The following is a 26,526-nucleotide window of genomic DNA, read 5'->3' as shown; positions in this document are numbered from 1 at the left end:
GGGACGCCCACGACACACGGCGACGAGAGAACCCGACCACATGCACGCGCAGCAGGAGCAGGTCACCGCACGACTGGGACGCATCGGCGTCCGGGAGCGCCACGGCACCTACGCGGCCGACCCGGACCCGGGCACCGCCGCGGCCGAACCGGCCGAACTCGGCTCCACCGCCGCCTGGTTCGGCGGCGCCCCCGTCGACGGTCACACCGGCCTGCCGCACGCGCGGTGGGCCCGCCTCGGCCCGGCGCCGCGCGACCTGTAGCGGGTCGCCCGCGCCTCGCTCGTCCCCGAATCGCCGGCCGCCCGCCGCCGTCGGGGCCGCCCGGCAGGTGTACGACCGGGAGCGGACGGGGCAGGAGTAGCAGACGAGCGGGACGAGACGGACGACGCGGACGCCACATCGGCGGAACGAGTGGAGCGAGGGGTTCGATGAACAGCGCGGAGCTACTGGTCGACGCATTCGGCCGGGTACAGGAGGTCGTGCACGAGGCGGTCGCCGATCTGACCCCCGGCCAACTGGCCGAGCGCCTGGACGACGACGCGAACTCGATCGCGTGGCTGATCTGGCATCTGGCCCGGGTCCAGGACGACCACGTCGCCGACGTCGCGGGCCTGGAGCAGGTGTGGACCGCGCAGGACTGGCACAAACGTTTCGAACTGCCCTTCCCGGTCCGGGCGATCGGCTACGGGCAGGACACGAAGGCGGTGGCCGCGGTCCGGGTGGACTCGGCGGACCTGCTCACCGGCTACTACGACGCGGTACACGAGCAGACCGTGGGCTACGTGCGCGACCTGACGCCCGCCGACCTGGATCGGGTCGTGGACGAGGCGTGGACGCCGGCGGTCACCCTGGGCGTACGGCTGGTCAGCGTGATCGGCGACGACCTCCAACACGCGGGTCAGGCGGCGTTCATCCGAGGCATCCTCCTGCGGCGCTAGCTCCGCCGATCCCGCTCCCCGACTCTTCCCGCCCCTCCCACGGAGGAAAGGACGCCGTTCCCATGGCCCCCGATCCCGTTTCGCCCTCCCCGTCGGCGCACGGCGCACGTTCTCCGGCCGCCGCGTTGTTCGACGCCATCGGGGCCGGCTACGAGACCGCGTTCGCCGATCTGCCCGAACAACTGGCCGCGCTGGACTGGCTGATCGCCGAACTCCCGCCCGGTTCGAAGGTGCTGGACATCGGATCCGGTACGGGCCGGCCGACCGCCGAGCGGCTGACCGCGGCCGGCCACCGGGTGACCGGGATCGACGTCTCGGCGACCATGGTCGAACTGGCCCGGGCCCGGGTCCCGGGCGCCGTCTTCGCGCAGGTGGACGCCCGCGACCTGGTCGACGACGACGCGGCCTGGGACGCGGTCTGCGCGTTCTTCCCGTTCCTGCAACTGCCGCGCGCCGACCTGGACCACCAACTGGAACGCCTGGGCGCCCGGCTCGTGCCCGGCGGGCTGCTCGCGTTCGCGACGGTACCGGCCGAGGCGGACGGCGTGGAGATCGACTGGCTGGGCCACCGGGCCCGGGTGACCAGCCACTCCGGCGAGGAACTGCTCGTGCGCCTGCGCGCCGCCGGTCTGGAGATCCTGCACCAGCGGGTCGGTGTGTTCCATCCCCGGCACCCCGACGCCGGGCCGGAGGAACAACTCTTCGTACACGCGCGCAAGTCCGCCGCGGGCTGAGCGGTCGCGGCCGGGCCGGCGGCCGGCCGCCGGCGGTCGGCCGGTACCGTTGACCCGGTAGCGGAATGCCGTACTCATCCGGCTCCGCGTGCCTTGTCCGTCCGCCTCGCCTCGTTCGGGATCCTGTGATGACGATGACCGAACGTGCGGACCCGAGCGACGACGGGCGGTCCGACGGCGCCGCCCGACCCGGCCGCCTCGCGCCGCCGGAGTGGCTGGCCCTGACCCTGCGCGCCACCCCGGGCCCGATGCCGAAGGCCGCCGCCGTGCGCGCCGCGATCGGCATCGGCGCGCCGCTCGCCGTGGGCGTACTCGTCGACGACACCGCCTCGGGCGCGCTCGTGGCCATCGGCGCGCTCGGCGCGGTCTTCGGGGACACCGCCGACGCGTACCGGCTGCGCGTCCTCAACATCGCCGTCCCGCAGCTCGTCGGCGCGATCGGACTCGCGCTCGGCAGTGCGCAGTTCGGGCACGGCTGGTCCGCCGTCGCGATGCTCACCGTGCTCGCCCTGGTCGCCGGGATGATCAGCACGATCGGCGCGGTGGCCTCGGCGTCCGGCCTGAACCTGCTGCTGATGGCGGTCATCGGGGCCGGCCTGCCGATGCCCTCGCCGTGGTGGCGCGCGCCCGTGTTGACCCTGGCCGGGGCCGGGCTGGTGCTGCTGATGGCGCTGCTCGCCTGGCCCGCGCGCTCGCGCATCCCCGAACGCGACGCGGTCGCCGACGTGTACGACGCGACCGCGAACCTGCTGGCGGCGGCCGGTACCGAGGAGTGGGAGCCGGCCCGGGCGGAGGTGACGCTGACCCTCAACCACGCGTACGACCTGCTGCTCGGCCGGCGGGCGGTGGCACCCGGCCGCAGTCGCGGCATGTCGCGGCTGGTCGCGCTGTTGAACGCGGTCGGCCCGCTGGTCGAGGCGGGCACCGCGACGCACGCCGAGGAGCGTTCGGCGGCCGAGGTCGACGTGGCCACCGTGCGCGAGATCGCGGCGGCGGTGCGCGGCGGTACGGTTCCCGTCGGCTCGGCCGATCGCTCGGGCGTCTGCGCTCCGGCCGATCGTGCGGTGGCCGCCGCCATCGCCCATGCCCGGGAGACGTTGTCCGGCGCCTACCGGGTGCCCGATCGGGTCGGCCGTCCGGGCGCGCTGCCCGAGCGGCTGGCGGCCGGCGCGCGCGGTCTGCTGGTGTCGGCGGAGTCGTGGCGGTACGGGCTGCGGCTGACCCTGTGCATCGGGGTGGCCCAGGCGCTGGTGTCCGTGGTGGACGTACCGCGCTCGTACTGGGTGCCGCTGACCGTGACGTTCGTTCTCAAACCGGACTTCGGCTCGGTCTTCTCCCGGGCCCTGCTGCGCGCGCTGGGTACGGCGGCCGGGCTCGTGGTGGCGGGCGTGATCCTGGAGTTCGTGCCGCGCGGGGGATGGGAGGTGCCGGTCGTGCTCGTGCTCGCGGCGGCGCTGCCGATACTCTCCCGGCGCGGCTACGGCTATCAGACCGCGGTGATCACGCCGCTGATCCTGATCCTGTCCGATCTGCTGGGGCACCAGGGGGTCGGGCTGCTCGCGCCGCGCCTGGTGGACAGCCTGATCGGCTGCGCGATCGTGCTGGTCGTGGGTTACGCGTTGTGGCCGGAGAGTTGGCACACCCGGGTCGGCGCGCGTTTGGCCACCGCGATCGAGGACACCGCGCGCTACATCGAGTGCGCGTTCGACGAGAACGCCGACCAGGCCGCCCGGGCCCGGACCCGGCGGCGGATCTATCGCGATCTGTCCGACGTACGGACCGAGTTCCAGCGCGCGCTCGGCGAACCGCCGCCGGCGGGTGCCCGGGCGGCGGCCTGGTGGCCGTTGATCGTGGCGGTGGAGCGGGTGATCGACACGGGCACGGCCGCGGCGGTGCACACCGCGCACGGCGCGCCGCCGCCCTCGCCGGCGGCGGCGGCGCACATCGCGGCCGAACTGCGGGCGTTGGCGGCGTCGATGCGCTCCGAGGAGGCGGGCGTGGGGCCGGGTACGAGCCCGGTCGGGTCCGCGCCGTCGGCGGAGGTCGGGGAGCCGCGGGACGTGTTCTCCGACGTGCGGCGGGAGGTCCGTTCGGTGCGCTCGACACTGGACGGGCCGTCGGAGTCCCCGGAGCCGCCGAACACCGGCAACCCCCGGAAGTCGGCTGGAAGTCCGGGCCCGGAGGCCGGCGTCGACAAGGCGTCAACCGAGGGTTGACCAATCTCGATCGTCAACCTACGGTTGACGCATGGAGAATCCCACGCGCATGACCAACCCGGTCCGGCTCGACGATCTCATTCGAACCATCAAGCAGACCCACTCCGACCCCCTGGAGCAACTGTCCGGCGCGGTGATCGTGTCCGACCACCTCGGCGAGTTGGCCGACCACCTCATCGGCCACTTCGTGGACCAGGCCCGCCGCTCCGGCGCGTCCTGGAAGGACATCGGCGCCGGCATGGGCGTCACCAAGCAGGCGGCGCAGAAGCGCTTCGTCCCCAAGGCCGCCGGCGAGGCCGAACTCGATCCGCGCCAGGGCTTCGGCCGGTTCACCGCCCGGGCCCGCAACCTGGTGGTGGCGGCGCAGAACGAGGCGCACGCGGCGGGCAACGTCGAGATCGGGCCGGTACACCTGATCCTCGGCCTGATCGCCGACCCCGCCTCGCTCGCCGCCGCGGCCGTAATCGCCCAGGGGGTCACGCTGGACGCGCTCCGGGAGGCGGCCCGCGCCGAACTGCCGCCGACCGCCGAGACGGTGCCCGACCTCGTCCCCTACGACGCGGCGGCCCGCAAGGTCCTGGAACTCACCCTGCGCGAGGCGCTGCGCCTGGGCCACAACTACGTCGGCACCGAGCACGTGCTGCTCGCCCTGCTGGAGTTCGAGGGCGACACCGACGGCGTCCTCGGCGGCCTGGGCATCGACAAGACGGCCGTCGACGCGTACCTGGTCGAGGCACTGGCCGCCATCGCGGGCGCCGCCGACGGTCCGCAGGACTGAGCCCGCACCCCGATTTCGTGGTGTCGTCCACCGCCACGACCGCCCGAGCGGCGTCGTTTCCGGCCCCCCGCCGGGGGCGACGCCGCTTCGGCCTGCCCGTCCCGGTCGTCTCCGTCAGCGTTGTCATCCCTGTGTGATAAATGGTGCGTTCGGGTTAAAGATGTGCCGTTCGCGTGCCGGGGCATCGGTGTGCTGCTCGACTGGTGGGGTCGCCGGTTTCGCTCGGATCGTTCCGATCCGGGGCCGGTGGGCCAGTGCCACGGCGTTCGGTACGGGAACCGGCCAGGGGGCGGGGATGTGTCGTCTTCCCGGCGAGGGCGGGTTCTCGGCCCCGGTCGAAGCCGTGCTCACGCCTCGCGAGTCGCAGGTGTTGTGGCATGTCGCGCAGGGCGACACCTATGCGCGGACGGCCCGTTGCATGGGGATCTCGGTGCACACCGTCGACGCGTATCTGCGCCGGATCCGGGCCAAGCTCGGCGTCGCCACCCGGGCGGAGCTGATCCGCCTGGCGATGGTCCCGGGGGACGGTCGCCCGGGTCGCCGGCACACCGATGCGCCGCGCTCCGGCCCCGAACACCCGTGACAAGCCCCCGAGTCACTGTCGCCGCATGCCCTATGTCCGCGGATACGACTCCCTTCGGGAGTCCGGTGGGTCCGCGGCCCGAGGCCGCCTGGCGGCCGGTACGGGCGAGCAGTGCGGCGGGTGCCACGGGCCCGGCTCGGCGTACGGGTGGTGACCCCGGGCCCGGCGTCACGAGCGGGTCCGTCCGGCGAGCGCGTCCGCGAGCAGGCACTGGGTCGGCAGCGCCAGTCGGCCGCGATTCCAGTGGAACACCGTGTAGTACGCGATCGCCTGCCTCGGCCCCACCTCGGCCTCCTCCGTGGCGAAGTAGCCGCGCGTCCACCGCTCGGCCTCGGCCGCGACCTCGGCCCGATGCCGTACGGCCGCCGCACGCAGCGGTTCCGGCAGCGCGTCCCGCAGCGCCCCGATCGCGCGCCAGTGCGCCCGGATCCGTACCGCCGTCTCCCGCCACGCGTCCGGTACCTCCGCCGGCAGGCCGTACCCGGTGCCGCGCCGCACCCGGTCCCACACGTCCCGGTCCTCCCAATCCCGCACCCCGACGCCGTCGAGCACGTCGCGGAGCAGGATCAGCGAGTAGGCCCAGGCGGGCAACGCGCGGGCGTCGTCGGCCAGGAAGCGCAACCACGCCGGCGAGTCGGCGGTGAACAGGCGGTGCACGCTGCGCATCGACACCTCGCCGCCGAACAGGTGCGCTTCCGGCTCGTATCCGCCCGGCTCCCGATGCCGCACCACCTGCTCGCGCAGCCAGTCGTCGGCCCGCTCGGACACGGTCTCGCGCAGTCGCTCCGCCGTCGCCGCGTTGCCGTGCACGGCGAATCCGATCCTGATCCCCGGCGGTTTGTGCAGATGGAAGAAGTCCGTGGCGGCGCCGGTGGCCGGCAGTTCGCAGGCCGAATCCGCCAGCCGCCCGTACAGTCGGCCCTCGGCGTCGGCCGCGGGGGTCACCCCGACCTGGATCCACCGGGTCCGCCGCACCCGACGGTCGGCGGCCCGGTCGAGCGCGGCCGGCCCGGCGGCCATGAACGCACGGCGGGCCGCCACGTATTCGCCGTCGGCCGAGTCCGTGGTGGCCCCCCGGACGTCCCGGAGGCAGTCGTCCAGGAGCACGCCCAGCGGCACCGACCGGGCGCCGACGGACACCTCGCCGGCCGGTGCCGGATCGTGCCCCGCGTGCGCCGAGCCCATGCCACCGCCCCCACCGCCGACCGCGTCGGCACCTTCGCCGTGACCGACCCGATCGGCACCGTCCGTTCCCGGCACCCATCCTCGTGGTCGACCGAGTGTGCCGTATTGTCACGAGAACTCGTGAATTGACCACAGGCTGATGATGCGCTAAGTAGTCAGTGAACTTCACAGAGCGACGATTCCGTGTCGCGTCGGCGACTCGGCGGCCCGCCGCACCCCCGAATGGCCCCGCCTCACCGTGGCGCCCGGGTGTGTGTGCGATCGACGTAACCCCGGACGCGGGGGCGTGTGACGTTCGCGAAACCGCCGCTCTTTAGCGTCCCGGACATGGGGCTCGCCCGGCATCACCGCACGCGCGCCGCACGGCCGGCCTGTATCGACGTGTATCAGTACATATAAGCGAGTGTCGGAAGTTCCGGAACATACCGGGAAAGGGGTGTCGCCCGTGTCGGGATCGGATCCGAAGGCGGCCGACGACACCGTACGGACCGTCTGCTCGTATTGCGGGGTCGGCTGCGGCATGCTCCTCGACATCGCCGTCGACTCCGCGACCGGTCGGCGCACCGTGCTCAAGGCGCGCGGCGACCGGGCGCACCCGACGAACCGTGGCCGGCTGTGTACGAAGGGCGCCACCAGCGCCGAACTGCTCACCGCCCCGGGCCGGTTGACCACCGCGCTGGTCCGTGCCGAGCGTGCCGCGGCGCCGACGCCGACCGGCGTGGACGCGGCGATCACCACGACCGCCCGGCGGCTGCGCGAGATCCTCGACGCGCACGGCCCGGACGCGCTGTCCTTCTACGTCTCCGGCCAGCTCACCCTGGAGGCCCAGTATCTGGTCACCAAGCTGGCCAAGGGTTTCGTCGGCACCAACCGGATCGAGTCGAACTCGCGGTTGTGCATGGCCAGTGCGGGGAGCGGCTACAAACTCTCGCTCGGCGCGGACGGACCGCCCGGCTCGTACCAGGACTTCGAACACGCCGACGTCTTCCTGGTGATCGGCGCCAACATGGCCGACTGCCACCCGATCCTGTTCCTGCGCATGATGGACCGGGTCCGGGCGGGCGCCAGGCTGATCGTGGTCGACCCGCGCCGCACCGCCACCGCCGCCAAGGCCGATCTGTTCCTGCAGATTCGTCCCGGTACCGATCTGGCCCTGTTGAACGGCCTGTTGCACCTGCTCGTGGAGAACGGCGACACCGATCCCGCGTTCATCGCCGAGTGCACCGAGGGCTGGGACACGATGCCGGAGTTCCTGCGGGACTACCCGCCGGCCCGAGTCGCCGAGCTGACCGGCCTGGCGGAGCAGGACATCAGACAGGCCGCGCGCTGGATCGGCGCGGCGGGGGAGTGGACCAGCTGCTGGACGATGGGGCTCAACCAGAGCACCCACGGCACCTGGAACACCAACGCGCTGATCAACCTGCACCTCGCCACCGGCGCGATCTGCCGACCGGGCAGCGGCCCGTTCTCGCTCACCGGGCAGCCGAACGCGATGGGTGGCCGGGAAATGGGTTACATGGGTCCGGGGTTGCCCGGGCAGCGGTCGGTACTGGTGGCGGCGGACCGGGAGTTCGTCGAGCGGCTGTGGGAGGTGCCCGCCGGGACGCTGCGTGCGGAGCCGGGCGGCGGCACGGTGGACCTGTTCGCCCGGATGGCCGCGGGCGAGGTCAAGGCGTGCTGGATCATCTGCACCAACCCGGTCGCCTCGGTGGCCAACCGGGACGCGGTGATCGCGGGACTGCGGGCGGCCGAATTCGTGGTCGTCCAGGACGTGTTCGCGGACACCGAGACCAACGCGTACGCCGATGTGGTGCTGCCCGCCGCGATGTGGGCCGAGACCGAGGGCGTCATGGTCAACTCCGAACGCAACCTAACCCTGTCCCGACGGGCCGTCGACCCGGTCGGCGAGGCACTGCCCGACTGGCTGATCATCGCCCGGATCGCGAGCGAGATGGGTTTCGCCGACGCCTTCGACTACGCCTGCGCCGAGGAGGTGTTCGACGAACTCCGGCGCGCCCGGAACCCGACGACCGGCTACGACCTGAGCGGGGTGAGCCACGCGCGGTTGCGCGAGACACCGGTGCAGTGGCCGAGTTCGGCGCCGGACGGACCGGACCGCAACCCGATTCGGTACGTGTCGGCGGACGCCGCGAAAGCGGGTGACGCGGGCGGCACCCGCAGGCCGCGCTTCCCGACCGCGAGCGGGCGGGCGGTGTTCTTCGCCCGACCGCATCTGCCGCCCGCCGAACTGCCCGATCGGGACTATCCGATGGTGCTCAACACCGGCCGGGTGCAGCACCAGTGGCACACGATGACCAAGACCGGGACGATCGACGCGCTCAACCGCCTCGACCCGGCGCCGTTCGTGGAGATCCACCCCGAGGACGCGCAGGAGCTGGGCATCGAGGCGGGCGACGCGGTCGAAGTGGCCTCCCGACGCGGGCGCGTGGTGTTGCCCGCCCGGCCCACCGACCGGGTCCGTCCGGGCAACTGCTTCGTGCCGTTCCACTGGGGCGACCGGTTCGGCGCGTTCCTCGGGATCAACGCGGTCACGAACGACGCGGTCGACCCGATCTCCTTCCAGCCCGAATTCAAGTCCTGCGCGGTGGCGTTGACCAAGGTGGCGGGCCCGGTCCGCCCCGACCCGGCGGCGCCCTCGACCCCCGCGTCGGGACCGGACCCGGCCGCCGTCGCACCGCCGTCGGCCCCGACCGACCCCGACATCCGGGCCGCGGCCACGCTGCTCGGCCTCGGCGACCTCGCGCCGCCGGTGTACACGGACGAGGAACGGCGGTACCTGGCCGGGTTCCTCGCGGGCGCGGCCGGATCCGCGACGACCCGGGCGCACGGCGTCCCGGTGCTGCCCGACCGGGCCCCGATCGCCCCGGCCCGGGTGCCGTGGGTCAACGGGCTCCTGGCGGGCCTGTTCTCCCGGACCCCCGAGACGCCCGCCGCCACGACCGGAGCCGTCGCGGTCGCCGACCCTGCGGCCGAATCACTGGGCGAGGGCGACGTGTTGGTGCTGTGGGCCTCGCAGACCGGCAACGCCGCCGAGTTGGCCGGCTCGATCGCCGGCCGACTGGCCGAGGCCGGGCGACGACCCGTCGTGCGCGAGATGACCGAACACAGTCCGGACACCCTGCCGAGCGGGACACCCGTGCTCCTGATCACCAGCACCTTCGGCGACGGCGAGCCGCCCGACAACGGGGCCGGGTTCTGGGCGGCGCTGACCGGGGCCGGGCGACCGGAGGTGCACGGCCTGCGCTACGCCGTGTTGGCCCTGGGCGACTCGGGCTACGCGGACTTCTGCGGGCACGGCCGACGCCTCGACGAGCGACTGGCCGAACTCGGCGGCACCCGGATCGCGCCACGCGCCGACTGCGAACCCGATTACGACCGGACCGCCGCGAGCTGGCTGGACGGGGTACTCGCCGCGCTCGGCCCGGGGCCGGCGGCCGGCGCGACGACCACCGCGCCGGCCGCCGCAACGAGCCCGACGACGGCCGTTGCCACGACGCGGATACCCGGCCCGGCGACCGGGGCACCGTCGCCGCCGGCGGCCGTCGGCTATTCGAAGGCGGCGCCCTTCCCCGCCCTGCTGATCGGCGATCGACTGCTCGGCCTGCCCGAATCCGCCAAGGAGGTTCGGCAGTTCACCTTCGACACGCGCGGCGGCGCGCACGGCGACCTGGACTACGAGCCCGGCGACGCGCTCGGGGTATGGCCGGTCAACCGCCCGGAGGCGGTGGCCGAGTGGCTGTCCGCCGCCGGCCTGGACCCGGGAACCCCGATCCCCGTGCCGGACCTGGGCGAACTCGCGCTCGGCGAGGCGCTGCGGAGCCGGTTCGAGATCGCCCGGATCACCCCCGAGTTGCTCCGGTTCGTCGCGGACCGCACCCGCGACCGGGACCTGGAGCGGCTGCTCCGGGCCGGACACCGGGACGAACTCGCGCGGTGGAGTTGGGGCCGCCAGGCGGTGGACGTGATCGGCGAGTTCGCGGTGCGGGCGGATCCGGTCGAGTGGGCCGGCGTGCTCAAGCGGCTGGAGCCGCGGCTGTACTCGATCTCCTCCAGCCCGCTCGCGCACCCCGGCGAGGTGCGGATCACCGTGTCCGTGGTGCGCTATCGCAACGAGGCCGGCGCCGAGCGGCAGGGGGTGTGCTCCGGCCATCTCGCGACGCTGGGCGCCGACGGACCGGTGCCGGTATTCGTGCGCCGCTCCCCGCACTTTCGGCCGCCGACGGATCCGACCACACCGGCCGTGATGATCGGCCCCGGTACGGGCGTCGCCCCGTTCCTGGGCTTCCTGGCCGATCGGCGGGCGCGCGGCGACACCGGGCCCAACTGGCTGTTCTTCGGCGAGCAGCGCCGAGCCACCGACTTCTACTACCGGGACGAACTCGCCGAGTTCCGCCGTGTCGGTCTGCTGGACCGGCTCGACCTGGCGTTCTCCCGTGACCAGCGGGCCAAGATCTACGTCCAGGACCGGATGCGCGAACACGGCCCGCGCATGTGGGACTGGTTGTCGCGCGGGGCGCACGTCTACGTCTGCGGCGACGCGGGTCGGATGGCCAAGGACGTCGACCGCGCGCTGCGCGAGATCGTGATCGTGCACGGCGGGCGGTCCGAGGACGAAGCGGACGCGTACGTACGGCAGATGGTCGGGGAGCGGCGCTACGCGCGGGACGTGTACTGAGGAGTGGGCGGCGGCGCCGGCTCAGACCCGTTCCAGGGGGCGATGCGGCGGTGCGGGCAACTCGACCCGGATGGGGTCGCCGGGTCGGATCTCGCCGCCGGCGCGGACCACGCCCATGATGCCCGCCTTGCGCACCACGTTGCCCGCCTCGTCCCGACCGACGACCTCCTTGAGCAGGCCCGCGCGGAACGTGTTGATCTGCGGACACGGGTTGCGCAGTCCGGTCACCTCGACCACGGCCTCGGCGCCCAGACGCAGCAGCGTGCCGGTGGGCAGCCTGAGCAGGTCGACCCCGCGCGTGGTCACGTTCTCGCCCAACTCCCCGGGAGCGACGATGAATCCGGCGGCGGCCAGCTCCTGGTGCAACTCGGCGTGGATGAGGTGTACCTGGCGCAGATTGGGCTGCGTGGGGTCGGCCGCGACCCGTGATCGGTGTTGCACGGTGACGCCGAGATGGGCGTCGCCCTCCACACCGAGGCCGGCGAGGAGCCGGATGGCCTCGGCGTTCCCTTTGCTGAACGTGTGTTCGCCGCTGCGCGACACCGCCACCACATCGCCGTTCACGTCCACGTCCGCCTCCTTGGTTTCCATAAGATACTCACTACGGTCCGACGACACGGTACGGCAGCGCCCGCCCGCACCGCTCCTACCCCGGATCATCGCGCTCCACCCGGCCCGCGCCGACGCCCCGCGCTCGAAGAACCGAAGAGGCGTAAGCCGCCCTCGGCCGCACGATCGTTCTCACGGAACCCGGCCGCGGTCGACCGCCCGCGTCGCCGACCCCCGTCGCTCGCGGACAATAGGCTTGATACGCAGCGGAGTTGGCGCCGGGCGCCGACCGCGAAGTCGGGTGGCGCGGTCTCGTGCGACACGATGTGACCTGTGTCACGCGTGCCCTTCGGGATGATATCGCCGTATTCGACGACGGCCCCGCCCGGAGTCGCGGATACCGCCGTGCGCAGCACGCGCGACCGCGTCGATTCGGTGGATCGCGGCCTCGCGCGATAGGCATGGACCCCCGCCCGCCGCGCCCGGTTCGGCGACGGTCGTGGGCGGGCAAGCCGCGGGACCCGGTCCCGATGATGCGTTCGTGGAGGATTCCTGATGCGCGCCCGTGCCCCTCGTGACTTCGACCAACTGCCGTACGCCCACCGGCTCGTGGCGTTCGACGGCGAACTCGACCGGGAAGGCGACCACGAGTTCGCACACTTCGACGGAGGCGTGTTCGCGGACGTGGAGGGCGGCGGTACCTCGTTCACCTCGTCGGCCTTCTCCTCGGTGAGCTTCGACGGCGGCCGCTACCGCCGTGCCCGGTTCGACGACGTGTGGCTGCACGCCGCCCGCATCGTCGGCACCGACCTCGCGGAAACGACGTGGATGGACGCCGAGTTCACCGCGTGCGTCCTGGCCGGTCTCGAGGTGTTCGGCGCCGGGTTGCGCCGAGTGGCCTTCCACAACTGCAAGTTCGACTCGGTCAACCTGCGGGGGGCCAAGCTGCGCGAGGTCTCCTTCGTGGACTGCCTGCTGCGCGACGTGGACTTCGCCGGCGCGACGCTGACCGATCTGCGCTTCCCCGGCTCGACCCTGGAGCGGGTCCGCCTCGAAAACGCCGTGCTGACCAGGGTCGACCTGCGCGACGCGGGCGCGCTCGGCTTCGCGTCCGGCATCGACGCACTGCGCGGCGCGACCGTCGACAGCGCTCAACTCCTCGACCTGGCCCCGGCGCTCGCCCAGGTCCTGGGTCTGATCGTCAAGGACAGGTAGGCGCACCCGAGGAGTCGGGCGAACGGCTCGGCCGCGGCGCCGATTTCCTCGTCGCGGGCGAACGGGCGCGGGCTCGGCTTATCGCAACGCAATCGCTCGGGCACACTGGGTGAGTAGGCCGTTCCATTCCCGACGCGTGAGGTCGTCCGCAACCATGGCTCAGCCCGCATCCCCCACCCCGTCCACCTCGAACGCCCCACCACCCTCGGCCGCGGCGGCACCGGTGGGCCGCTGGCCGGCCATCATGGTCAGCGGCGCCGGCATCCTGATGACCCTCGACGTGACCATCGTCAATGTCGCGCTGCCCGACATCGCCGACGATCTCGGCGCCCGACTCGGCGGCCTGCAATGGGTGGTCAGCGCCTACACGCTCGCCTTCGCCGCACTGCTGCTCGCGGCCGGTTCGGTCTCCGACCGGATCGGCCGGCGGCGGGTGTTCGGCGTGGGCGTGGCCCTGTTCACCGTCGCGTCGGCGGCCTGCGCGTTCGCGCCGAACGTGGGCACGCTGATCACCTTCCGCGGCATCCAGGGCGTCGGCGCGGCGATGGTGATGGCCACCTCGTTGGCGCTGCTCGCGTCCGCCTACTCCGGGCGCGCCCGACAGACCGCGATCGGCGTCTACTCCGGCCTGAGCGGTGCCGCCGCCGCGCTCGGGCCGCTGGTCGGCGGCGGCCTGGTGGACGGGCTCGGTTGGCGGTGGATCTTCCTGATCAACCTCCCCGTGGGTGTCCTGGTCGTGGTCGGCACCTGGCTGAGACTGCCCGACGACACCACCGACACGGCGGGGCGCGGGCGACTCGACCTTGCCGGCGTACTGCTGGCGATCGCGGGCCTGTTCGCGCTCAACTACGGGGTGATCAAGGGCCCGGAGGAGGGGTGGACCTCGACGATCGTGCCGGCCACGCTGATCGTCGGGACGATACTGATCGTCGCCTTCGTGGTGGTCGAGGTGGTTCGGCCGTCGATCGCGCTGCTCGATGTCCGGCTGTTCCGGATCCCGTCGTTCACCGGGGCGATCCTGGCCAGTCTGTTCGGCCGGATCACCTCGTTCGGGCTGTTGCCGTTCCTGATCCTGTGGTTGCAGGGCATGCTCGGCAACTCGCCGTTCCAGACCGGCGTCAAGATGCTGGTGCTGACCGGTCCGCTCCTGTTGATCGCGCCGCTGAGCGGGTTGGTGCAGCGGGTACTGACGCCGGGTCAGGCGATCGGTGCGGGCTTCGCGGTGGCCGGGGTCGGGTCGTTGACCATGGCCCGGGTGGACGCGGGCAGTTCGTGGACGGTCATGCTGCCGGGCTTCGTCCTGCTCGGCATCGCGGGCGGACTGAGCTTCCCACCGCTGATGGGCGTGGCGGTGGGCGTGGTGCCGGCCGAGCGGGCCGGGATGGCCTCCGGCGCCACCAACATGTTCTTCCCGCTGGGCACCTCGATCGGCGTGGCGGCCGGCGGCGCGCTGCTGACCGCGCGGATCGGTAACGACCTGGGCGACGACGTGCTCACCGACGGCGGCGTGCCCCCGGGCGCGGTCGACCAGGTTCGGGACGGTGTCGTCTCCGGCCGGTTCGCCCCGCTGAAGGACCACCCGGCGGCGATGGCCGACGCCCGGGACGCCTTCACCTCCGGCCTGGCCCAGGTATGCCTGCTGATGGCCGTCATCGGATTCGTGGCCGCGATCCTGTGCACGGCGCTCATCCGCGAATCCGACCGCCACGAGGTCCCGCGGCCCGCGGCGGGCTGAACACGTTCGCGACACCCGACGATCCCGGACGCCGCCGCCACGCGCGACGGAAGCCAACGGGATCGTGGGCGTTCCCGGACGGGACCGCGTGCGCCGGTCGCCCGGACGCCTCGCGTGGGGCGCGGGCTTTCGGGTGACGATGATTATCGTTGGCGAGCCCGGACGGGCGGTGGGCGGCGCGACCTGTGAGGATGTCCGCTGGTGTCGCGCCCGACCGCGGGTCCTGTCGCGCCGGGGAGTTGTGCCGATGCGTCGAGGGGCGCGGCGGAGGCGGATGTCGCCGGGTGCGGCACGGGCGGGGGAAGTGGCGGTGGGCGAGATGCAGGGGGCGGACCGGATGGGTGCGGGGGAGGAGTCGGCCGGGGGATCCGGAGGACTGATGCGACCGCGCGGGCTCGTCGATCTGCGCGGGCGGGAGCACGGGCCCGCGGTCCTGGGGTATCCCGCCGGCGCCGTCGTGGTGGTCTCCGGGCTGCCGGGGAGCGGCAAGAGCACGCTGCTGAACCGCTGGTCCGGATCGGCCGTCGTGGTGGATCCGCGGACGGCGCACGTCGAGTATCAGGACCGGATGCCCCCGTGGTTGCCGTACGCGGTGTACCGCCCGTGGGTGCGGCTGCAACACGTCAGGCGGCTGCGTGCACACGTGCGGAGCGGGAGGCCGGTCCTCGTGCACGACTGCGGCAGCCGGTCGTGGATGCGTCGGTGGTTGGCCCGGTCCGCCGATCGGCAACGACGCGAACTGCACCTGGTTCTGCTCGCGGTGGACGCCGCCGACGCGCTGGCCGGGCAGGAGAAGCGCGGACGCTGGGTGCCCGGACGGGTCTTCGACCGGCATCGGCGCGGCCTGACCCGGTTGTTGCTGGCGCTGTCCGTACAGGGCGCGGCGGTCGTCCCCGAAGCGGCCTCCGTCGTACTGCTCGACCGCACCCTGCGCGAACACGTGCTCGCCCTGGAATTCGGCCCGGCCCGCACGGCCGCTCCCCACCCGGAGACCCCCGAGCGGCCTCCGGCCCCGCCCACCGCACACATCGTCGTCACCCGACGCGACCCCAAGGCCCCCGAACCCGCGTCCTAGGACGGGCCCGGTCGCCGGGGCGGGGCCGGCCACCGCGGCGGCGGTGACCCCCGCGCCCCGCCGCGCCCCGAGCCGAGCCGCCGCGCCGGGTCCCGTGCCTCCGACGCCGCGCCGCCCGCCGAGTCCCCTGTGCCCGGCGGACGAGCGCCACACGTCGAAAGCATGCGTCACCGCGCCAACAGGCGCAGCCCACGGTGCATGTCGCGGGCCGGTTCGAGTACCGCGAGCGTGGTGAGCGCCACCGCTCCCGCCCGCTCGGCCCGGCGCACCCGGGCCTCGGCCCGCCGCTCCCGCCACGCGGTCCGCCGCAGCGCCGCGCGCTCCGCGTCCGCCAGGATCTCCCGCTCGCGCGCCTTGAACATCTCGTACTCGATCATGACCGTCTCCCGTTTCCCCCGACCCGGCCTCCCCGGTTCGTGGTGACAGCCTCGCGGCCCAGGTGGGCCCCGGACATCGGGCGGATGCCCCATCCCCACGCCCCGAGTGGCCCCCCGCAGCCCCCTAAGGCGCCCTAGGGATGCCCACCCGCCGACCCGGAACCGCCCGGGCAACCGACCCCCGAGCCCCGAGCCGACCCACCGCCCACCCTTTCGGGCCGCCCCGCTTGTGGCCGGACCCCCGCCCGCCGAGCGTGGAAGCGAGTCCACACCTCCACGAAGGGTCGGTCATGTCGCAGGAGCACGTCGTCGCGGTCAATCCGATCTTCGCCCGCCCCGGGGAGGCGGTCGCCGTGGAGCGCTACCGGATGCCGATCGGCGAGATGTTGCCGGAGACCGCGTTCCGGATCGTGCACGACGAGGTGATGCTCGACGGCAACGCCCGCCTGAACCTCGCCACCTTCGTCGGCACCTGGATGGACGAGTACGCCGCCCGGCTCTACGCCGAGTCCTTCGACAAGAACATGGTCGACAAGGACGAGTACCCGCACACCGCGATCATCGAGGACCGCTGCTGGAAGATCCTCGCCGACCTCTGGAACGCCCCCGACCCGACGCACACCATCGGCACCTCCACCGTCGGCTCCTCCGAGGCCTGCATGCTGGCCGGGCTCGCGCTCAAACGCCGCTGGCAACACGCCCGCCGGGCGGCGGGCAAGCCCACCGACCGGCCGAACCTGGTGATGAGCTCGGCGGTCCAGGTGGTCTGGGAGAAGTTCTGCAACTACTGGGACGTGACCCCGCGCCTCGTCCCGATCAGCGAGGAACACCGCACCCTCGACGGCCACGACCTGGACGCCTACGTGGACGAGAACACGATCGGCGTGGTGGCCATCCTCGGCGTCACCTACACGGGGGCCTACGAACCGGTGAAGCGGATCGCCGAGGCCCTGGACCGGATCCAGCGAGACACCGGCGCGGACGTCCCGATCCACGTCGACGGCGCCTCGGGCGCGATGGTCGCGCCGTTTTTGCAGAGCGACCTGGAATGGGACTTCCGGCTGGAACGGGTGCACTCGATCAACACGTCGGGACACAAGTACGGCCTGGTCTACCCGGGCCTGGGCTGGGTGGTGTGGCGGAGCGCCGACCTGCTCCCGGAGGACCTGATCTTCAAGGTCAGCTACCTCGGCGGCGAGACCCCCAGCCTGGCGCTGAACTTCTCCCGCCCCGGCGCCCAGGTGCTGCTCCAGTACTACCAATTCCTGCGCCTGGGCCGCAGCGGCTACCGGGCCGTGCAGAAGTCCTCCCAGGACGTGGCCCGGTACCTCGCCGACTCGATCGGGGCGATGGGCGCGTTCGAACTGTGGAACGACGGCTCCGACATCCCGGTGTTCGCCTGGCGGCTGAAGTCCGGCCACACCGGCAACTGGAACCTGTACGACCTGTCCGACCGACTGCGGATGAAGGGCTGGCAGGTACCGGCCTACCCGATGCCGGACAACCTGGCCGACACGACCGTGCAGCGGATCGTGGTCCGCGACGGGCTCGGCATGGACCTGGCCCGGGACCTGCTCGACGACATCCGCGCCGCGACCGACTTCCTGGACCGCCTCTCCGGCCCGATGCCCACCGACGGCGCGGTGCCCGGCTTCCACCACTGAGCGTGCGGGGCGCCGGGACCGGCCCGCCGCCCCGCGCGCTCAGCCCAGTCCCAACTCCCGCTCCCCGAGCGGCGCGAAGAACGCCTCCACGTCGGCCGCTGCGACCTCCGCCAGTGTTGCCGGCGACCAGCGCGGCCGGCGATCCTTGTCCACCACCTGCGCCCGCACACCCTCGACCAGATCGGGCGTGGTCACCGCCGCGCACGAGACCCGGTACTCCTGGTCCAGCACCGCTCCGAGCGACTCGGCCCGCCGGGCCCGGCGCAGCGCCGCCAGCGTCACCTTCAGCGCCGTGGGCGACTTGGCCGCGATCTGCTCGGCCGCCTCCTTGGCCGCCGGTTCGCCGCTGTCGAGCAGCCGGTCCAGGATCTCCTCGACGCGGTCCGCCGCGTAGCACGCGTCGATCCAGGCGCGCCGCTCGGCCAGCACGCCGGCGGGCGCGGGTTCGGCGTGGCGGGCCGCCGCCCCGGCCGGGTCGCCGGCGGCCAGAGCGTCGAGCAGGGCCGGCAGCCGGTCCGAGGGTACGAAGTGGTCGGCGAGCCCGCACAAGATCGCGTCGGCGGCGCCTATCGCGCCGGCGGTGAGCGCCAGATGGGTGCCGAGTTCGCCGGGCGCGCGGGAGAGCAGGTACGTGCCGCCGACGTCCGGCACGAAGCCGATCCCGGTCTCCGGCATGGCCACCGTCGAGCGCTCGGTGACGACGCGTACGTCGCCGTGTGCCGAGACGCCGACGCCGCCGCCCATCACCACGCCGTCCATGATCGCGACGTAGGGCTTCGGATACGCCGCGATCCGCGCGTTCAGCAGGTATTCGTCGCGCCAGAACTCGCGCGCCGCGTGGCCGCCTTCGAGCGCGTCCGCGCGGATCGCCCGGATGTCCCCGCCCGCACACAGCCCGCGCTCTCCCGCGCCGGTGATCAGTACGGCCGCGACGGAGTCGTCCCGCGCCCACTCGTCGAGCGCGACGGTGATCCGGCGCACCATCGGGTGGTCCAGCGCGTTGATCGCGCGCGGCCGGTTCAGGGTGATCCGACCGAGTCGGCCCGCCGGTCCGATCCGATCGACCAGCACGGTGTCCTCGGGCGTGGGCTGCGGGGGCCGCGCGTGCGGTGTCATGGTGCGTCGTTCCCTTCGGGGTCCGTGGAAGAGCCGATCGGCGGCGGCCCCGGCGACCCGCCCCGTTCGCGGCTCCCCGATGTCCGTACACCCCGGCGATCTCTCTCGGCACCGTATCGCCCGGCCTTCGACGTCCCGCGGGCACGCATGTGCGCCGGCCTCCCGCGCCGGTGGCCCGGCGCCGAAAACTCTTCGCGGAATCGCCTTGACAAAGTCGCGAGATTTTTTGCTAAACCTACCCAAGTCGGTTCACCCAACCGTCGTCAATCGACGCATTCATGGGGGTTTGCGCCATGGGCGGATCACCGCTCGTTTCTTTGCTCCACGTCGCCGAGGTCGTCCGGATCACCCCGCGCGTGATGCGCGTGAGCTTCACCGGGGAGGGGCTGGGCGACGACTTCGCGACCTGGCCGGACCAGCAGCTCAAACTGTGCTTCCCGCGCCCCGGTCAACCCGCGCCGCTGCTGCCGCGGGAGGATCCGGACGACCTCGGGCGGTGGTACGGGGCGTTCCTGGCCATCCCCGAGGCCGAACGCCCCTGGATGCGCAGCTATACGGTCCGCGCACATCATCGGGAACGCGCCACGATCGACGTCGACTTCGTGCTGCACCCGGACGCCGGGCCGGCCACGCGGTGGGCCGAGTCGGCGCGCCCCGGCGACATCCTCGCCCGCTACGGCCCCTCGGCGGCCTACGCCAGGCCGCTCGGCACCGCCGACACACATCTGCTGATCGGCGACGAGACCGCGCTGCCCGCCATCGGCTCGATCCTGGCGGCGTTGCCCGAGGACACCCACGCGGTCGTGTACGCGGAGGTGGTGGACGCGGCCGAGGAGCAACGTTTCGCCTCCCGGGCCCGGCTCACCACACACTGGCTGCATCGCGGCACGGTGCCGGCCGGGCACGGTGACCTCCTGCCGGCGGCGCTTCGGGCCGCCCGGTTGCCGAAGGGGTCGATGCGGGCCTGGTTGGCGGGTGAGGCGGGGACGGTCCGGGCGCTGCGCCGGCACCTGGTCGACGAGCGCGGACTGGCCACGGGGGCGGTCGAGTTCGCGGGCTACTGGCGGCTGCGGTTGAGCCAGGACGACGCGCCGACCGAGGCGGACCTGGCCGAGGCGCGCGAGCGGGTGGCGGACGCGGCGGCGACCGGCTCCTGAGCGAACCGGCCCGCGCCGCACCCGGCCCGCGCCGCGCCTACACCGCCCGCCACGACGGGCTGCGGCCGGCCATGGCGACGACCCGGTCCAGCAGCGGCGCGTCGGCGGGTACCGCCACCGGGGGCGCGAAGATGGCGTCCGGGTCGGGGAGATCCGGGTCGACCGCCTCCTGGGCCGGGGCGAGGAAGGCCAGCGAGGCCTCCAGGTTCGCCGTGTCCACGGTGTACTCGCGACCCAGCGCGCGGGCCAGATCCCAGCCGTGCAGCAGGAGTTCGTTGTGCGCGACGAGCCCCATGACCTCGGCGGGCAGGGTCACCCCGCCGGCCTGGGTCATCCCCTCCCAGGCGTCCGTCCGCCGCCAGACGGCCACGAGTTCGTCCAGCTCGCGCGGCAGGGTCGTGCGCCAGTCCGGATCGAGGTCGGGCATCTTCGCGGGCGGGGCGGTGGCGGTCGACGGGCCCAGATCCTTGCGGCCCGCGTCGCGGAAGGCGATGGTCAGACCCACCAGGTGGGAGAGCAGATCCCGGACCGCGTAGTTCGCGCACGGGGTCGGATCGTCCAGTCGGTCGTCCGGCAGGTCGGCCGCGAGACGGGCGACGGTCGCGGCCGGCGAGTGCAGGTCCACGGTCATGGGGTGGCTCCTCTGGGTGCGGTTCGAGTCCTTGGGGGGTGGACCGCGCGGGCCGGGAAAACTCATCGGTGCGTCGCACATCCGCGTCGCGTTTCCTCGCGCGCCTCCGCACGGCGCGGCCGGCGACGATGTCGACGTCGCCGGCCGCGCCGTGCGGCACCGCACACCGTGCGGAAGCGGGTCCCGCCACCCCCACCGGCCGCACCCCCGTGTCGGCCGGTGCCGGTGTCCGCTCAGCTCCTCGCCTCCTCCCGATAGGTGATCAGCCGTATCGCCGGTGCGGAGACGACCTGGACGACGCCGGTGTCGGGGATGTCGAGGTGGGCGAAGCCGCCCTCGATCGCGACGCGCGCGGTCGGGACGGAGGTGGTGGGAACGCCGTCGGCGCCTCGTACCGGATAACCGTCGACGAGTTCGACGGACGCGGTGTGCCAGGTCCGGGTCACGCGGTCACCTCCGGGAAGTCCAGCTCGGGCCGAGCCAGGTGGTTGTAGTAGTTGGACAACGTGTTCAGCGCGATGTGCGCGACGATCTCGGCCTCCTCGGCCTCGGTGACCCCGGCGGCGCGGGCCGTGGACCGGTGCTCCTCGCCGACCCGGCCCCGGGTGCGGACGATCCGCCGGGCCAGGGTCAGCACGGCGTCGGTGTGCGAATCCGCGTCGTGCGCGTCCCGGGTCTCCCGCAGTTCGTCCTCGGTCAGACCCATCAGGCCGCCCCGGTAGGAGTGCGCGCTGACGCAGTAGGTGCACTCGTTCTCCTGCGCGATCAGCAGCGCCAACTGCTCCCGGAGGCGCGCCCGCAGGACACCTCGGGTGAGCCGGTCGCGCATCGCGAGGTAGCCCTCCAGCGCGGCCGGACCGCTCGCGAGCGCCGCGTACAGGTTGGGCACCCGGCCGAGCTGCTTCTCGACGCGCGCCAGCAGGTCCGCGTGCGCGTCGGTCGCCCCGGGTGACGTGGGCGTGGATGTGGGTGTGGACGACATGCGAACCCCCGTCGATCTTGTACTTCGGTGTGCCGTCGAAAACGGTACCGGTCGGTGCCGTTTTGCAGACGGTACTGATCGGTACCGTTTTTGGTCAAGAGGGGTTAGGATCCGAACGTGCCCGTCAAAGCCCGAGACCGTCTGCTCGCCACCGCCGAGGAACTTTTCTACGCGGAGGGGATCCGCGCCGTCGGCATCGAACGCATCCTGGCCGAGTCCGGCGTCGGCCGGGCGTCGTTGTATCGGCACTTCCCGAGCAAGGACGACCTCGTCGTCGCCGTCCTGGAGGCCCGCGACCGGCGCTGGCGCGCCTGGCTCGCCGAGCGGGTCGAGGCGCTGGGCGGCGGCCCGTCGGCCGTCTTCGACGCGCTCGCCGAGCGGTTCGCGCGGAACGACTTCCGGGGGTGCGCGTTCATCAACACGATGGTCGAGTCCGCCGACCCGGACGGTTCGGCGCATCGCGTCGCGGCGGACCACAAGGAGCGGGTGGTCGCCTACCTGGAACAGCTCCTGACCGCCGCGCGGGTCTCGGAACCGGACCTCCTGGCCCGGGAGTTCGCGCTGCTCGTCGACGGCGCGATCGTCACCGCGCTGCGTGAGCGCACCCCCGCCCCGGCCGTCCGGGCCCGTCGGATCGCCCAGGCGCTGCTGGCGGCCGACGGAGCCGGGGCCGGTAATGGGTAGGGGCGCCGGTCGAGTCCTCGGCTACGGAGCGACCGCCGCCAACTCGGCGACCGTGCCGGACATGATGGTCCGGACGTGCCGGGTGATGTGCTCGATCGGCCAGTCCCACCACGCCAGTTCGAGCAGGCGCGCGACGTCCTTCGGGCCGTATCGGGTACGGATCGGCTTCGCCGGGTTGCCGCCGACGACGGTGTAGTCGGGGACGTCGTCCACCACCACGGCACCGGAGGCGACGATCGCGCCGTGTCCGATCCGGACCCCGGGCATCACCATGGACCGATAGCCGAACCACACGTCGTGGCCGACCACCGTGTCGCCGCGCCCCGGCAGGCCGGAGATCAGGTCGAAGTGGTCGGCCCAGGACCCGCCCATGATCGGGAACGGGAAGGTCGAGGGCCCGTCCATCCGGTGGTTGGCCCCGTTCATCACGAACCGCACGCCCTCGCCCAGCGCGCAGAACTTGCCGATCACCAGCCGCTCCGGCCCGTAGTGGTAGAGCACGTTGCGGATCTCGAACGCGGTGGGATCGTCCGGGTCGTCGTAGTAGGAGAAGTCGCCGACCTCGATCAGCGGCGACGTCACCAGCGGCTTGAGCAGGACCACGCGCGGCTGCCCCGGCATCGGGTGCAGCACGGTGGGATCGGCCGGCCTCTCGTCGTTCACGGCGGTACTCCAAGGGTGGATCGACCGGCCGACGGGCCGGTGGCACGGGATTCGGTGCTGCGGGTGTCGCCGCCGGCTACTCGTACCGGTACTTCAACGAGTCCTCCTCCGCCTGCCGGACGGCCTCGATGGTCAACCCCGGCATGCGCAGCTGGGCCAGGGTCACCTCGGCCGAACTCGGCTGGGCGTCGGCCGGCAGCCAACCGTCCGGCTTCCAGGCCGAACTGCGCAGCAGCGCCTTGGGGCAGTGCGGGTACACCTCGTCCACCTCGACCACGAGCGCGCTGACCGGCGGCTTGCCCACCGGCGTGAGTCGTGCCAGCAACTCGGGCCGCGCGGACACGCACGCGCGCCCGTTGGCGCGAAGTGTGGTGGTGCGCCCGGGAATCACGAACAGCAGCCCGACCCGGCCGGTCGCCACCACGTTGTGCAGCGTGTCGAGGCGCTTGTTGCCGGTGGCGTCGGGGATGACCAGGGTGCGGTCGTCGAGCACGGTGACGAAACCGGCCGGGCCGCCGCGCGGGGTGACGTCGCAACGACCGGCGGCGTCCGTGCTGGCGACGAAGACCAACGACGCGCAGCCGACCAGCGCGCGGGTCTTCTCGGTGAGCCGGTCCATCTCCTTGGCGGCGGCGGCCGCGCCCGGATGTTCGTACAGCTCGCGCAGGCCCGTGACGTCCGATATCGCGTCCGCGCTCAGCGCGTCGAACAGGCTGGGACCACTCTCGGTGATGGGGTTCTCGGTGCTCGTGATCATGCCGCCACCCTAGGGCGTGTCCTTGATCTCCCGCCGGTCCCCGTAGGGTCGAGGCATGCGTGACGATCTGGATCTGCCCGTGCCGGTGCCCGACGAGGTTCGGCGGGTGGTCTCGCTGGTGCCCTCGCTCACCGAGGCGGTCGCGGCGAGCGCGCCCGGGCTGCTGGTCGGCGCCACGGACTGGTGCACGCATCCCGCCGACCTGGACGTGGTCCGGATCCGGGGCACCAAGAACCCGGACCTGGACGCCATCCGCGCCCTGGCCCCGGATCTGGTCCTGGCCAACGAGGAGGAGAACCGCCCGGCCGACCTGGCCGTGCTGCGGGCGGCCGGAATCGCCGTGTGGGTCACCCGGGTTCGCGGCCTGGACGAGGCCTTCACCGCGCTGGAGCGCATGCTCGTGCTCGGCTGCCGACTGCCGGCCCCGCCCTGGCTCGCCGCCTGCCGGGCCGCGTGGGCGGGGCTGCCGGCGGCGGCGCCGCGTCGGGCGATCGTCCCGGTGTGGCGGCGACCGTGGATGGTCGCCGGCCGGGACACCTTCGCCGCCGACGTGCTGGCCCGCTTCGGCCTGACGAACGTGTTCGCACAGCACGCGGACCGCTGGCCGAAGGTCTCCGTCGACGAGCTCCGCGCCGCCGAACCGGACTTGGTGGTGCTGCCGGACGAGCCCTACCGGTTCACCGCCGAGGACGGCCCGGAGGCGTTCCCCGGGCTGCCCGTCGCACTGGTCGACGGGCGGTATCTCACCTGGTACGGACCGTCGTTGGCGGCGGCCCCCGCGGTGCTCGCCGGGCAACTGGCGGCCGGCGGCCGGGTCGGCGGGTGATCCGGGGCGCGCTCGCGGCTCGGCTCAGAGGTTGATCTGATACAGCACGAATCCGCGGTTCAGCGCCACCCGGTCGTAGAGCCGGCGGGCGGTGGCGTTGTCCTGGTGGGTGGACCAGTACACCCGGGAACACTCGTGTTCGCGGGCCCACTCGGTCACCGCGCCGATCAGCGCGCGGGCCACGCCCCGGCCGCGGGCCTCGGGCGCGGTGAACAGGTCCTGGAGGTAGCAGACGTCGGGCGCGGTGGTGCTCGCGTGCACCAGGAAGTGCGTGATGCCGACCAGCTTCCCGTCCACCTTGGCGCCCAGCGCGTGCATCCGGGTGTCCTCTTGGAACGCGGTCCAGGCGCGGTCGAACATCTCGGGGGCGAGAGTGCGTTCGTAGAAGGTGTTGTACCCCTCGAACAGGGCCTGCCAGTCGGCTCGATCCGCCGGGGTCGGCCTGCCGATGTCGACCATGCGCCACCTCTTCCTGTCGATGTGCCGGAAGATCGAACGTTATCGGGGCGCGCGGGCGCGAACGCGCCGCGGCCCCCGGGCGGGAGAGCCCGCGGGCCGCGGTCGTGGCCGAAGCGTCGCGTCAGCGCAGTCGCAGTGCCGCCCGGAACGTGTTGAACAGTTCCGTCTGGTCGGTCACGCCGAGCACGCGGAACGCCTGCGGGCCCTGGGCCGCGATGCGCACCTCGGTGCCGGTGTGCTCCTGCGACTTGCCGGGGGTGTTGGTCGAGTAGTTGACCTTGAGCTGCACACCCTCGTTGGTGATCAGCGTCGAGGACAGACCCGGAGGGGTGGCGTCCAGCGGCACGATCTGGCTGGTGTGCGCGTGGTCCGCGGTGGTCACCACGAGCGTGTCGGGGTGCTTGGCCGCGTACTCGCGGGCGAGCTTGACCGCCTGGTCGAACGCGACGGTCTCACCGATCTGACCGCACGGGTCGGCGGCGTGGTCCTGCTTGTCGATCGAGGCACCCTCGACCTGGAGGAAGAAGCCCTTGCCGCGGTCGTGGCCGCGGCCGGACTGCTTGGCCTCGAGCAGTTCGATCGCCTTGGCGGTCTGCTGCACCAGGGTCGGCGTGGTGCCCGGACGGTTCGGGTTCGAGGTGACGCAGCGCTGCGGCTCGGTACCGCCGACAGCGGCGGCCTTGCCGGTCCACTCGACCGGGACGTTGACCGGCGCGAACAGGCCGAGCACCGGCTTGCCGGCCCGGGCGGCCTTGAGCGAGTCGGCGTCGGTGGCGATCTGGTAGCCCGACTCCCGCGCCTGCTGGAGCACGGTCTTGCCCGCGAACGGCCCCTGGGTGATGGTCTGGTCGAAGCGGGCCTTGCCGCCGCCGAGCAGCACGTCGAACCTGCCCGCGACGCTCTGCTCGGCGATCGAGCCGGGGCCGCCCGCGGCGATCGTGTCGGTCGGGCACTTGGCCATGTCCGCCGGGCCCTGGCAGCTGCGGTCCGTGGCGTGCGCCTGGAGGACCGCCGGAGTGGCGTCGGTCAGCTCGGCCGTGGTGACGCTGCCCGTGGCGTAGCCGTTCTTCCTGGCCAGCTCCAGGATCGTCGGCAGCGCCTTGTCGGTGTCCGGGGTCTTGGAGATGCGGCCGTTGACCGTCTTCTGCCCGGTCGCCCACCCGGTGCCGCTCGCGGCCGAGTCGGTGACGTAGTCCGGACGCTTGTCCTTGTCCACGGCGTACGTGGTGTACGCGCCGGTGAGCGGGAACCCGTCCATGTTCAGTCGACCGGCCGCGCCGACCGAGTAGTTCCGGGCCAGGGTGATCTCGGAGTCGCCCATCCCGTCACCGAGCAGCATGATGACGTTCTTGGCCTGACCGTCCTTGATCGCGTGCCGGGCTTGATCCGCCTGACCGAACGCCGACGCCGCGCCGGGTACGGCGACGCCGACGGCCAACACGGCGGCCGCTCCCCACGCGAGATGACGACGGGACAAACGCAGATCCGGCATTTTCTCCTCCTCG

At 72.9% G+C, this 26,526-nt stretch carries 25 protein-coding genes; 14 read left to right on the top strand and 11 right to left on the bottom strand.

Annotation, left to right across the window (positions count from 1 at the left end; all coding sequences use genetic code 11):
- Positions 1-40: 40 nt before the first annotated feature.
- From EMA17_RS11030 to EMA17_RS11005, 6 genes are all read left to right on the top strand, one after another.
- A complete protein-coding gene (locus tag EMA17_RS11030) occupies positions 41-262 on the top strand; it encodes a hypothetical protein (protein WP_126636765.1) in 222 nt (73 codons plus the stop codon).
- Between the two features lie 167 nt (positions 263-429).
- The gene (locus EMA17_RS11025; protein ID WP_126636764.1) at positions 430-939 is read left to right on the top strand and encodes a mycothiol transferase; all 510 of its coding nucleotides are present in this window, start codon (positions 430-432) and stop codon (positions 937-939) included.
- Positions 940-1,001: 62 nt separating this feature from the next.
- The gene (locus EMA17_RS11020) at positions 1,002-1,673 is read left to right on the top strand and encodes a class I SAM-dependent DNA methyltransferase (RefSeq protein WP_126636763.1); all 672 of its coding nucleotides are present in this window, start codon (positions 1,002-1,004) and stop codon (positions 1,671-1,673) included.
- Positions 1,674-1,801: 128 nt separating this feature from the next.
- Positions 1,802-3,889, top strand: a complete 2,088-nt coding sequence (locus EMA17_RS11015; protein WP_126636762.1) for an FUSC family protein — start codon at positions 1,802-1,804, stop codon at positions 3,887-3,889.
- 31 nt (positions 3,890-3,920) lie between these two features.
- Positions 3,921-4,667, top strand: a complete 747-nt coding sequence (locus tag EMA17_RS11010; protein ID WP_126636761.1) for a Clp protease N-terminal domain-containing protein — start codon at positions 3,921-3,923, stop codon at positions 4,665-4,667.
- 295 nt (positions 4,668-4,962) lie between these two features.
- Complete coding sequence (locus EMA17_RS11005; protein ID WP_126636760.1) at positions 4,963-5,250, top strand: response regulator transcription factor; 288 nt, start codon at positions 4,963-4,965, stop codon at positions 5,248-5,250.
- A 168-nt stretch (positions 5,251-5,418) separates the two neighbouring features.
- On the opposite strand, the gene EMA17_RS11000 is transcribed toward EMA17_RS11005, so the two are convergent.
- Complete coding sequence (locus EMA17_RS11000) at positions 5,419-6,510, bottom strand: thiopeptide-type bacteriocin biosynthesis protein (RefSeq protein ID WP_126636759.1); 1,092 nt, start codon at positions 6,508-6,510, stop codon at positions 5,419-5,421.
- A 370-nt stretch (positions 6,511-6,880) separates the two neighbouring features.
- Here EMA17_RS11000 and EMA17_RS10995 point away from each other — a divergent pair, with 370 nt between their 5' ends.
- Positions 6,881-11,131: a bifunctional nitrate reductase/sulfite reductase flavoprotein subunit alpha gene (locus EMA17_RS10995; protein ID WP_126636758.1), complete on the top strand. Its 4,251-nt coding sequence runs from the start codon at positions 6,881-6,883 to the stop codon at positions 11,129-11,131.
- Between the two features lie 21 nt (positions 11,132-11,152).
- On the opposite strand, the gene EMA17_RS10990 is transcribed toward EMA17_RS10995, so the two are convergent.
- Positions 11,153-11,722: an MOSC domain-containing protein gene (locus tag EMA17_RS10990; protein ID WP_174861343.1), complete on the bottom strand. Its 570-nt coding sequence runs from the start codon at positions 11,720-11,722 to the stop codon at positions 11,153-11,155.
- Between the two features lie 513 nt (positions 11,723-12,235).
- Between EMA17_RS10990 and EMA17_RS10985 the strand changes: the two genes are divergently transcribed.
- The 3 genes from EMA17_RS10985 (at position 12,236) to EMA17_RS10975 (ending at position 15,705) form a co-directional block, all read left to right on the top strand.
- Entirely contained in the window at positions 12,236-12,895 is a 660-nt protein-coding gene (locus EMA17_RS10985) for a pentapeptide repeat-containing protein (RefSeq protein WP_126636757.1), read from the top strand.
- A gap of 154 nt (positions 12,896-13,049) precedes the next feature.
- The gene (locus EMA17_RS10980) at positions 13,050-14,630 is read left to right on the top strand and encodes an MFS transporter (protein ID WP_126636756.1); all 1,581 of its coding nucleotides are present in this window, start codon (positions 13,050-13,052) and stop codon (positions 14,628-14,630) included.
- 319 nt (positions 14,631-14,949) lie between these two features.
- Entirely contained in the window at positions 14,950-15,705 is a 756-nt protein-coding gene (locus tag EMA17_RS10975; RefSeq protein WP_126637157.1) for an AAA family ATPase, read from the top strand.
- A 167-nt stretch (positions 15,706-15,872) separates the two neighbouring features.
- On the opposite strand, the gene EMA17_RS10970 is transcribed toward EMA17_RS10975, so the two are convergent.
- Positions 15,873-16,082, bottom strand: a complete 210-nt coding sequence (locus EMA17_RS10970; RefSeq protein ID WP_126636755.1) for a hypothetical protein — start codon at positions 16,080-16,082, stop codon at positions 15,873-15,875.
- A 290-nt stretch (positions 16,083-16,372) separates the two neighbouring features.
- Between EMA17_RS10970 and gad the strand changes: the two genes are divergently transcribed.
- On the top strand, positions 16,373-17,746 hold the full coding sequence (gene gad / locus EMA17_RS10965) for a glutamate decarboxylase (RefSeq protein ID WP_126636754.1): 1,374 nt from the start codon (positions 16,373-16,375) through the stop codon (positions 17,744-17,746).
- Positions 17,747-17,785: 39 nt separating this feature from the next.
- Here the strand turns inward: gad and EMA17_RS10960 are convergent, their stop codons facing one another.
- Positions 17,786-18,862 (bottom strand): 3-hydroxyisobutyryl-CoA hydrolase, encoded by a 1,077-nt coding sequence (locus EMA17_RS10960; protein WP_126636753.1) that lies wholly within the window; start codon positions 18,860-18,862, stop codon positions 17,786-17,788.
- Positions 18,863-19,155: 293 nt separating this feature from the next.
- On the opposite strand from EMA17_RS10960, the gene EMA17_RS10955 reads away from it, so the two are divergent.
- Positions 19,156-20,019 carry a siderophore-interacting protein gene (locus tag EMA17_RS10955; RefSeq protein WP_126636752.1) on the top strand — a complete coding sequence of 288 codons (864 nt, stop codon included), beginning with the start codon at positions 19,156-19,158 and terminating at the stop codon, positions 20,017-20,019.
- 37 nt (positions 20,020-20,056) lie between these two features.
- Here EMA17_RS10955 and EMA17_RS10950 read toward each other — a convergent pair whose 3' ends face one another.
- From EMA17_RS10950 to EMA17_RS10940, 3 genes are all read right to left on the bottom strand, one after another.
- Entirely contained in the window at positions 20,057-20,650 is a 594-nt protein-coding gene (locus EMA17_RS10950; protein ID WP_126636751.1) for a TIGR03086 family metal-binding protein, read from the bottom strand.
- Positions 20,651-20,883: 233 nt separating this feature from the next.
- A complete protein-coding gene (locus tag EMA17_RS10945) occupies positions 20,884-21,096 on the bottom strand; it encodes a hypothetical protein (RefSeq protein ID WP_126636750.1) in 213 nt (70 codons plus the stop codon).
- The gene (locus EMA17_RS10940; protein ID WP_126636749.1) at positions 21,093-21,632 is read right to left on the bottom strand and encodes a carboxymuconolactone decarboxylase family protein; all 540 of its coding nucleotides are present in this window, start codon (positions 21,630-21,632) and stop codon (positions 21,093-21,095) included. The genes EMA17_RS10945 and EMA17_RS10940 overlap by 4 nt, the downstream gene beginning before the upstream one ends.
- 117 nt (positions 21,633-21,749) lie before the next feature.
- Between EMA17_RS10940 and EMA17_RS10935 the strand changes: the two genes are divergently transcribed.
- A complete protein-coding gene (locus tag EMA17_RS10935) occupies positions 21,750-22,316 on the top strand; it encodes a TetR/AcrR family transcriptional regulator (RefSeq protein WP_126636748.1) in 567 nt (188 codons plus the stop codon).
- A gap of 21 nt (positions 22,317-22,337) precedes the next feature.
- Here the strand turns inward: EMA17_RS10935 and EMA17_RS10930 are convergent, their stop codons facing one another.
- Together EMA17_RS10930 and EMA17_RS10925 are read right to left on the bottom strand one after the other, a co-directional pair.
- Complete coding sequence (locus EMA17_RS10930) at positions 22,338-22,937, bottom strand: CatB-related O-acetyltransferase (RefSeq protein WP_126637156.1); 600 nt, start codon at positions 22,935-22,937, stop codon at positions 22,338-22,340.
- Positions 22,938-23,055: 118 nt separating this feature from the next.
- A complete protein-coding gene (locus EMA17_RS10925) occupies positions 23,056-23,736 on the bottom strand; it encodes an MSMEG_1061 family FMN-dependent PPOX-type flavoprotein (RefSeq protein WP_126636747.1) in 681 nt (226 codons plus the stop codon).
- A gap of 55 nt (positions 23,737-23,791) precedes the next feature.
- On the opposite strand from EMA17_RS10925, the gene EMA17_RS10920 reads away from it, so the two are divergent.
- On the top strand, positions 23,792-24,562 hold the full coding sequence (locus EMA17_RS10920; protein WP_126636746.1) for a helical backbone metal receptor: 771 nt from the start codon (positions 23,792-23,794) through the stop codon (positions 24,560-24,562).
- Between the two features lie 24 nt (positions 24,563-24,586).
- On the opposite strand, the gene EMA17_RS10915 is transcribed toward EMA17_RS10920, so the two are convergent.
- The gene (locus EMA17_RS10915; RefSeq protein WP_126636745.1) at positions 24,587-25,021 is read right to left on the bottom strand and encodes a GNAT family N-acetyltransferase; all 435 of its coding nucleotides are present in this window, start codon (positions 25,019-25,021) and stop codon (positions 24,587-24,589) included.
- Between the two features lie 121 nt (positions 25,022-25,142).
- Complete coding sequence (locus EMA17_RS10910; RefSeq protein ID WP_126636744.1) at positions 25,143-26,513, bottom strand: alkaline phosphatase; 1,371 nt, start codon at positions 26,511-26,513, stop codon at positions 25,143-25,145.
- Positions 26,514-26,526: the final 13 nt, after the last annotated feature.

It is taken from the genome of Embleya hyalina (genome assembly GCF_003967355.1).
GTDB classification, from domain to species: Bacteria; Actinomycetota; Actinomycetes; order Streptomycetales; family Streptomycetaceae; genus Embleya; species Embleya hyalina.
The sequence above is the reverse complement of the archived record's forward strand: the minus strand, read 5'-3'. Positions and strand labels throughout refer to the sequence as shown.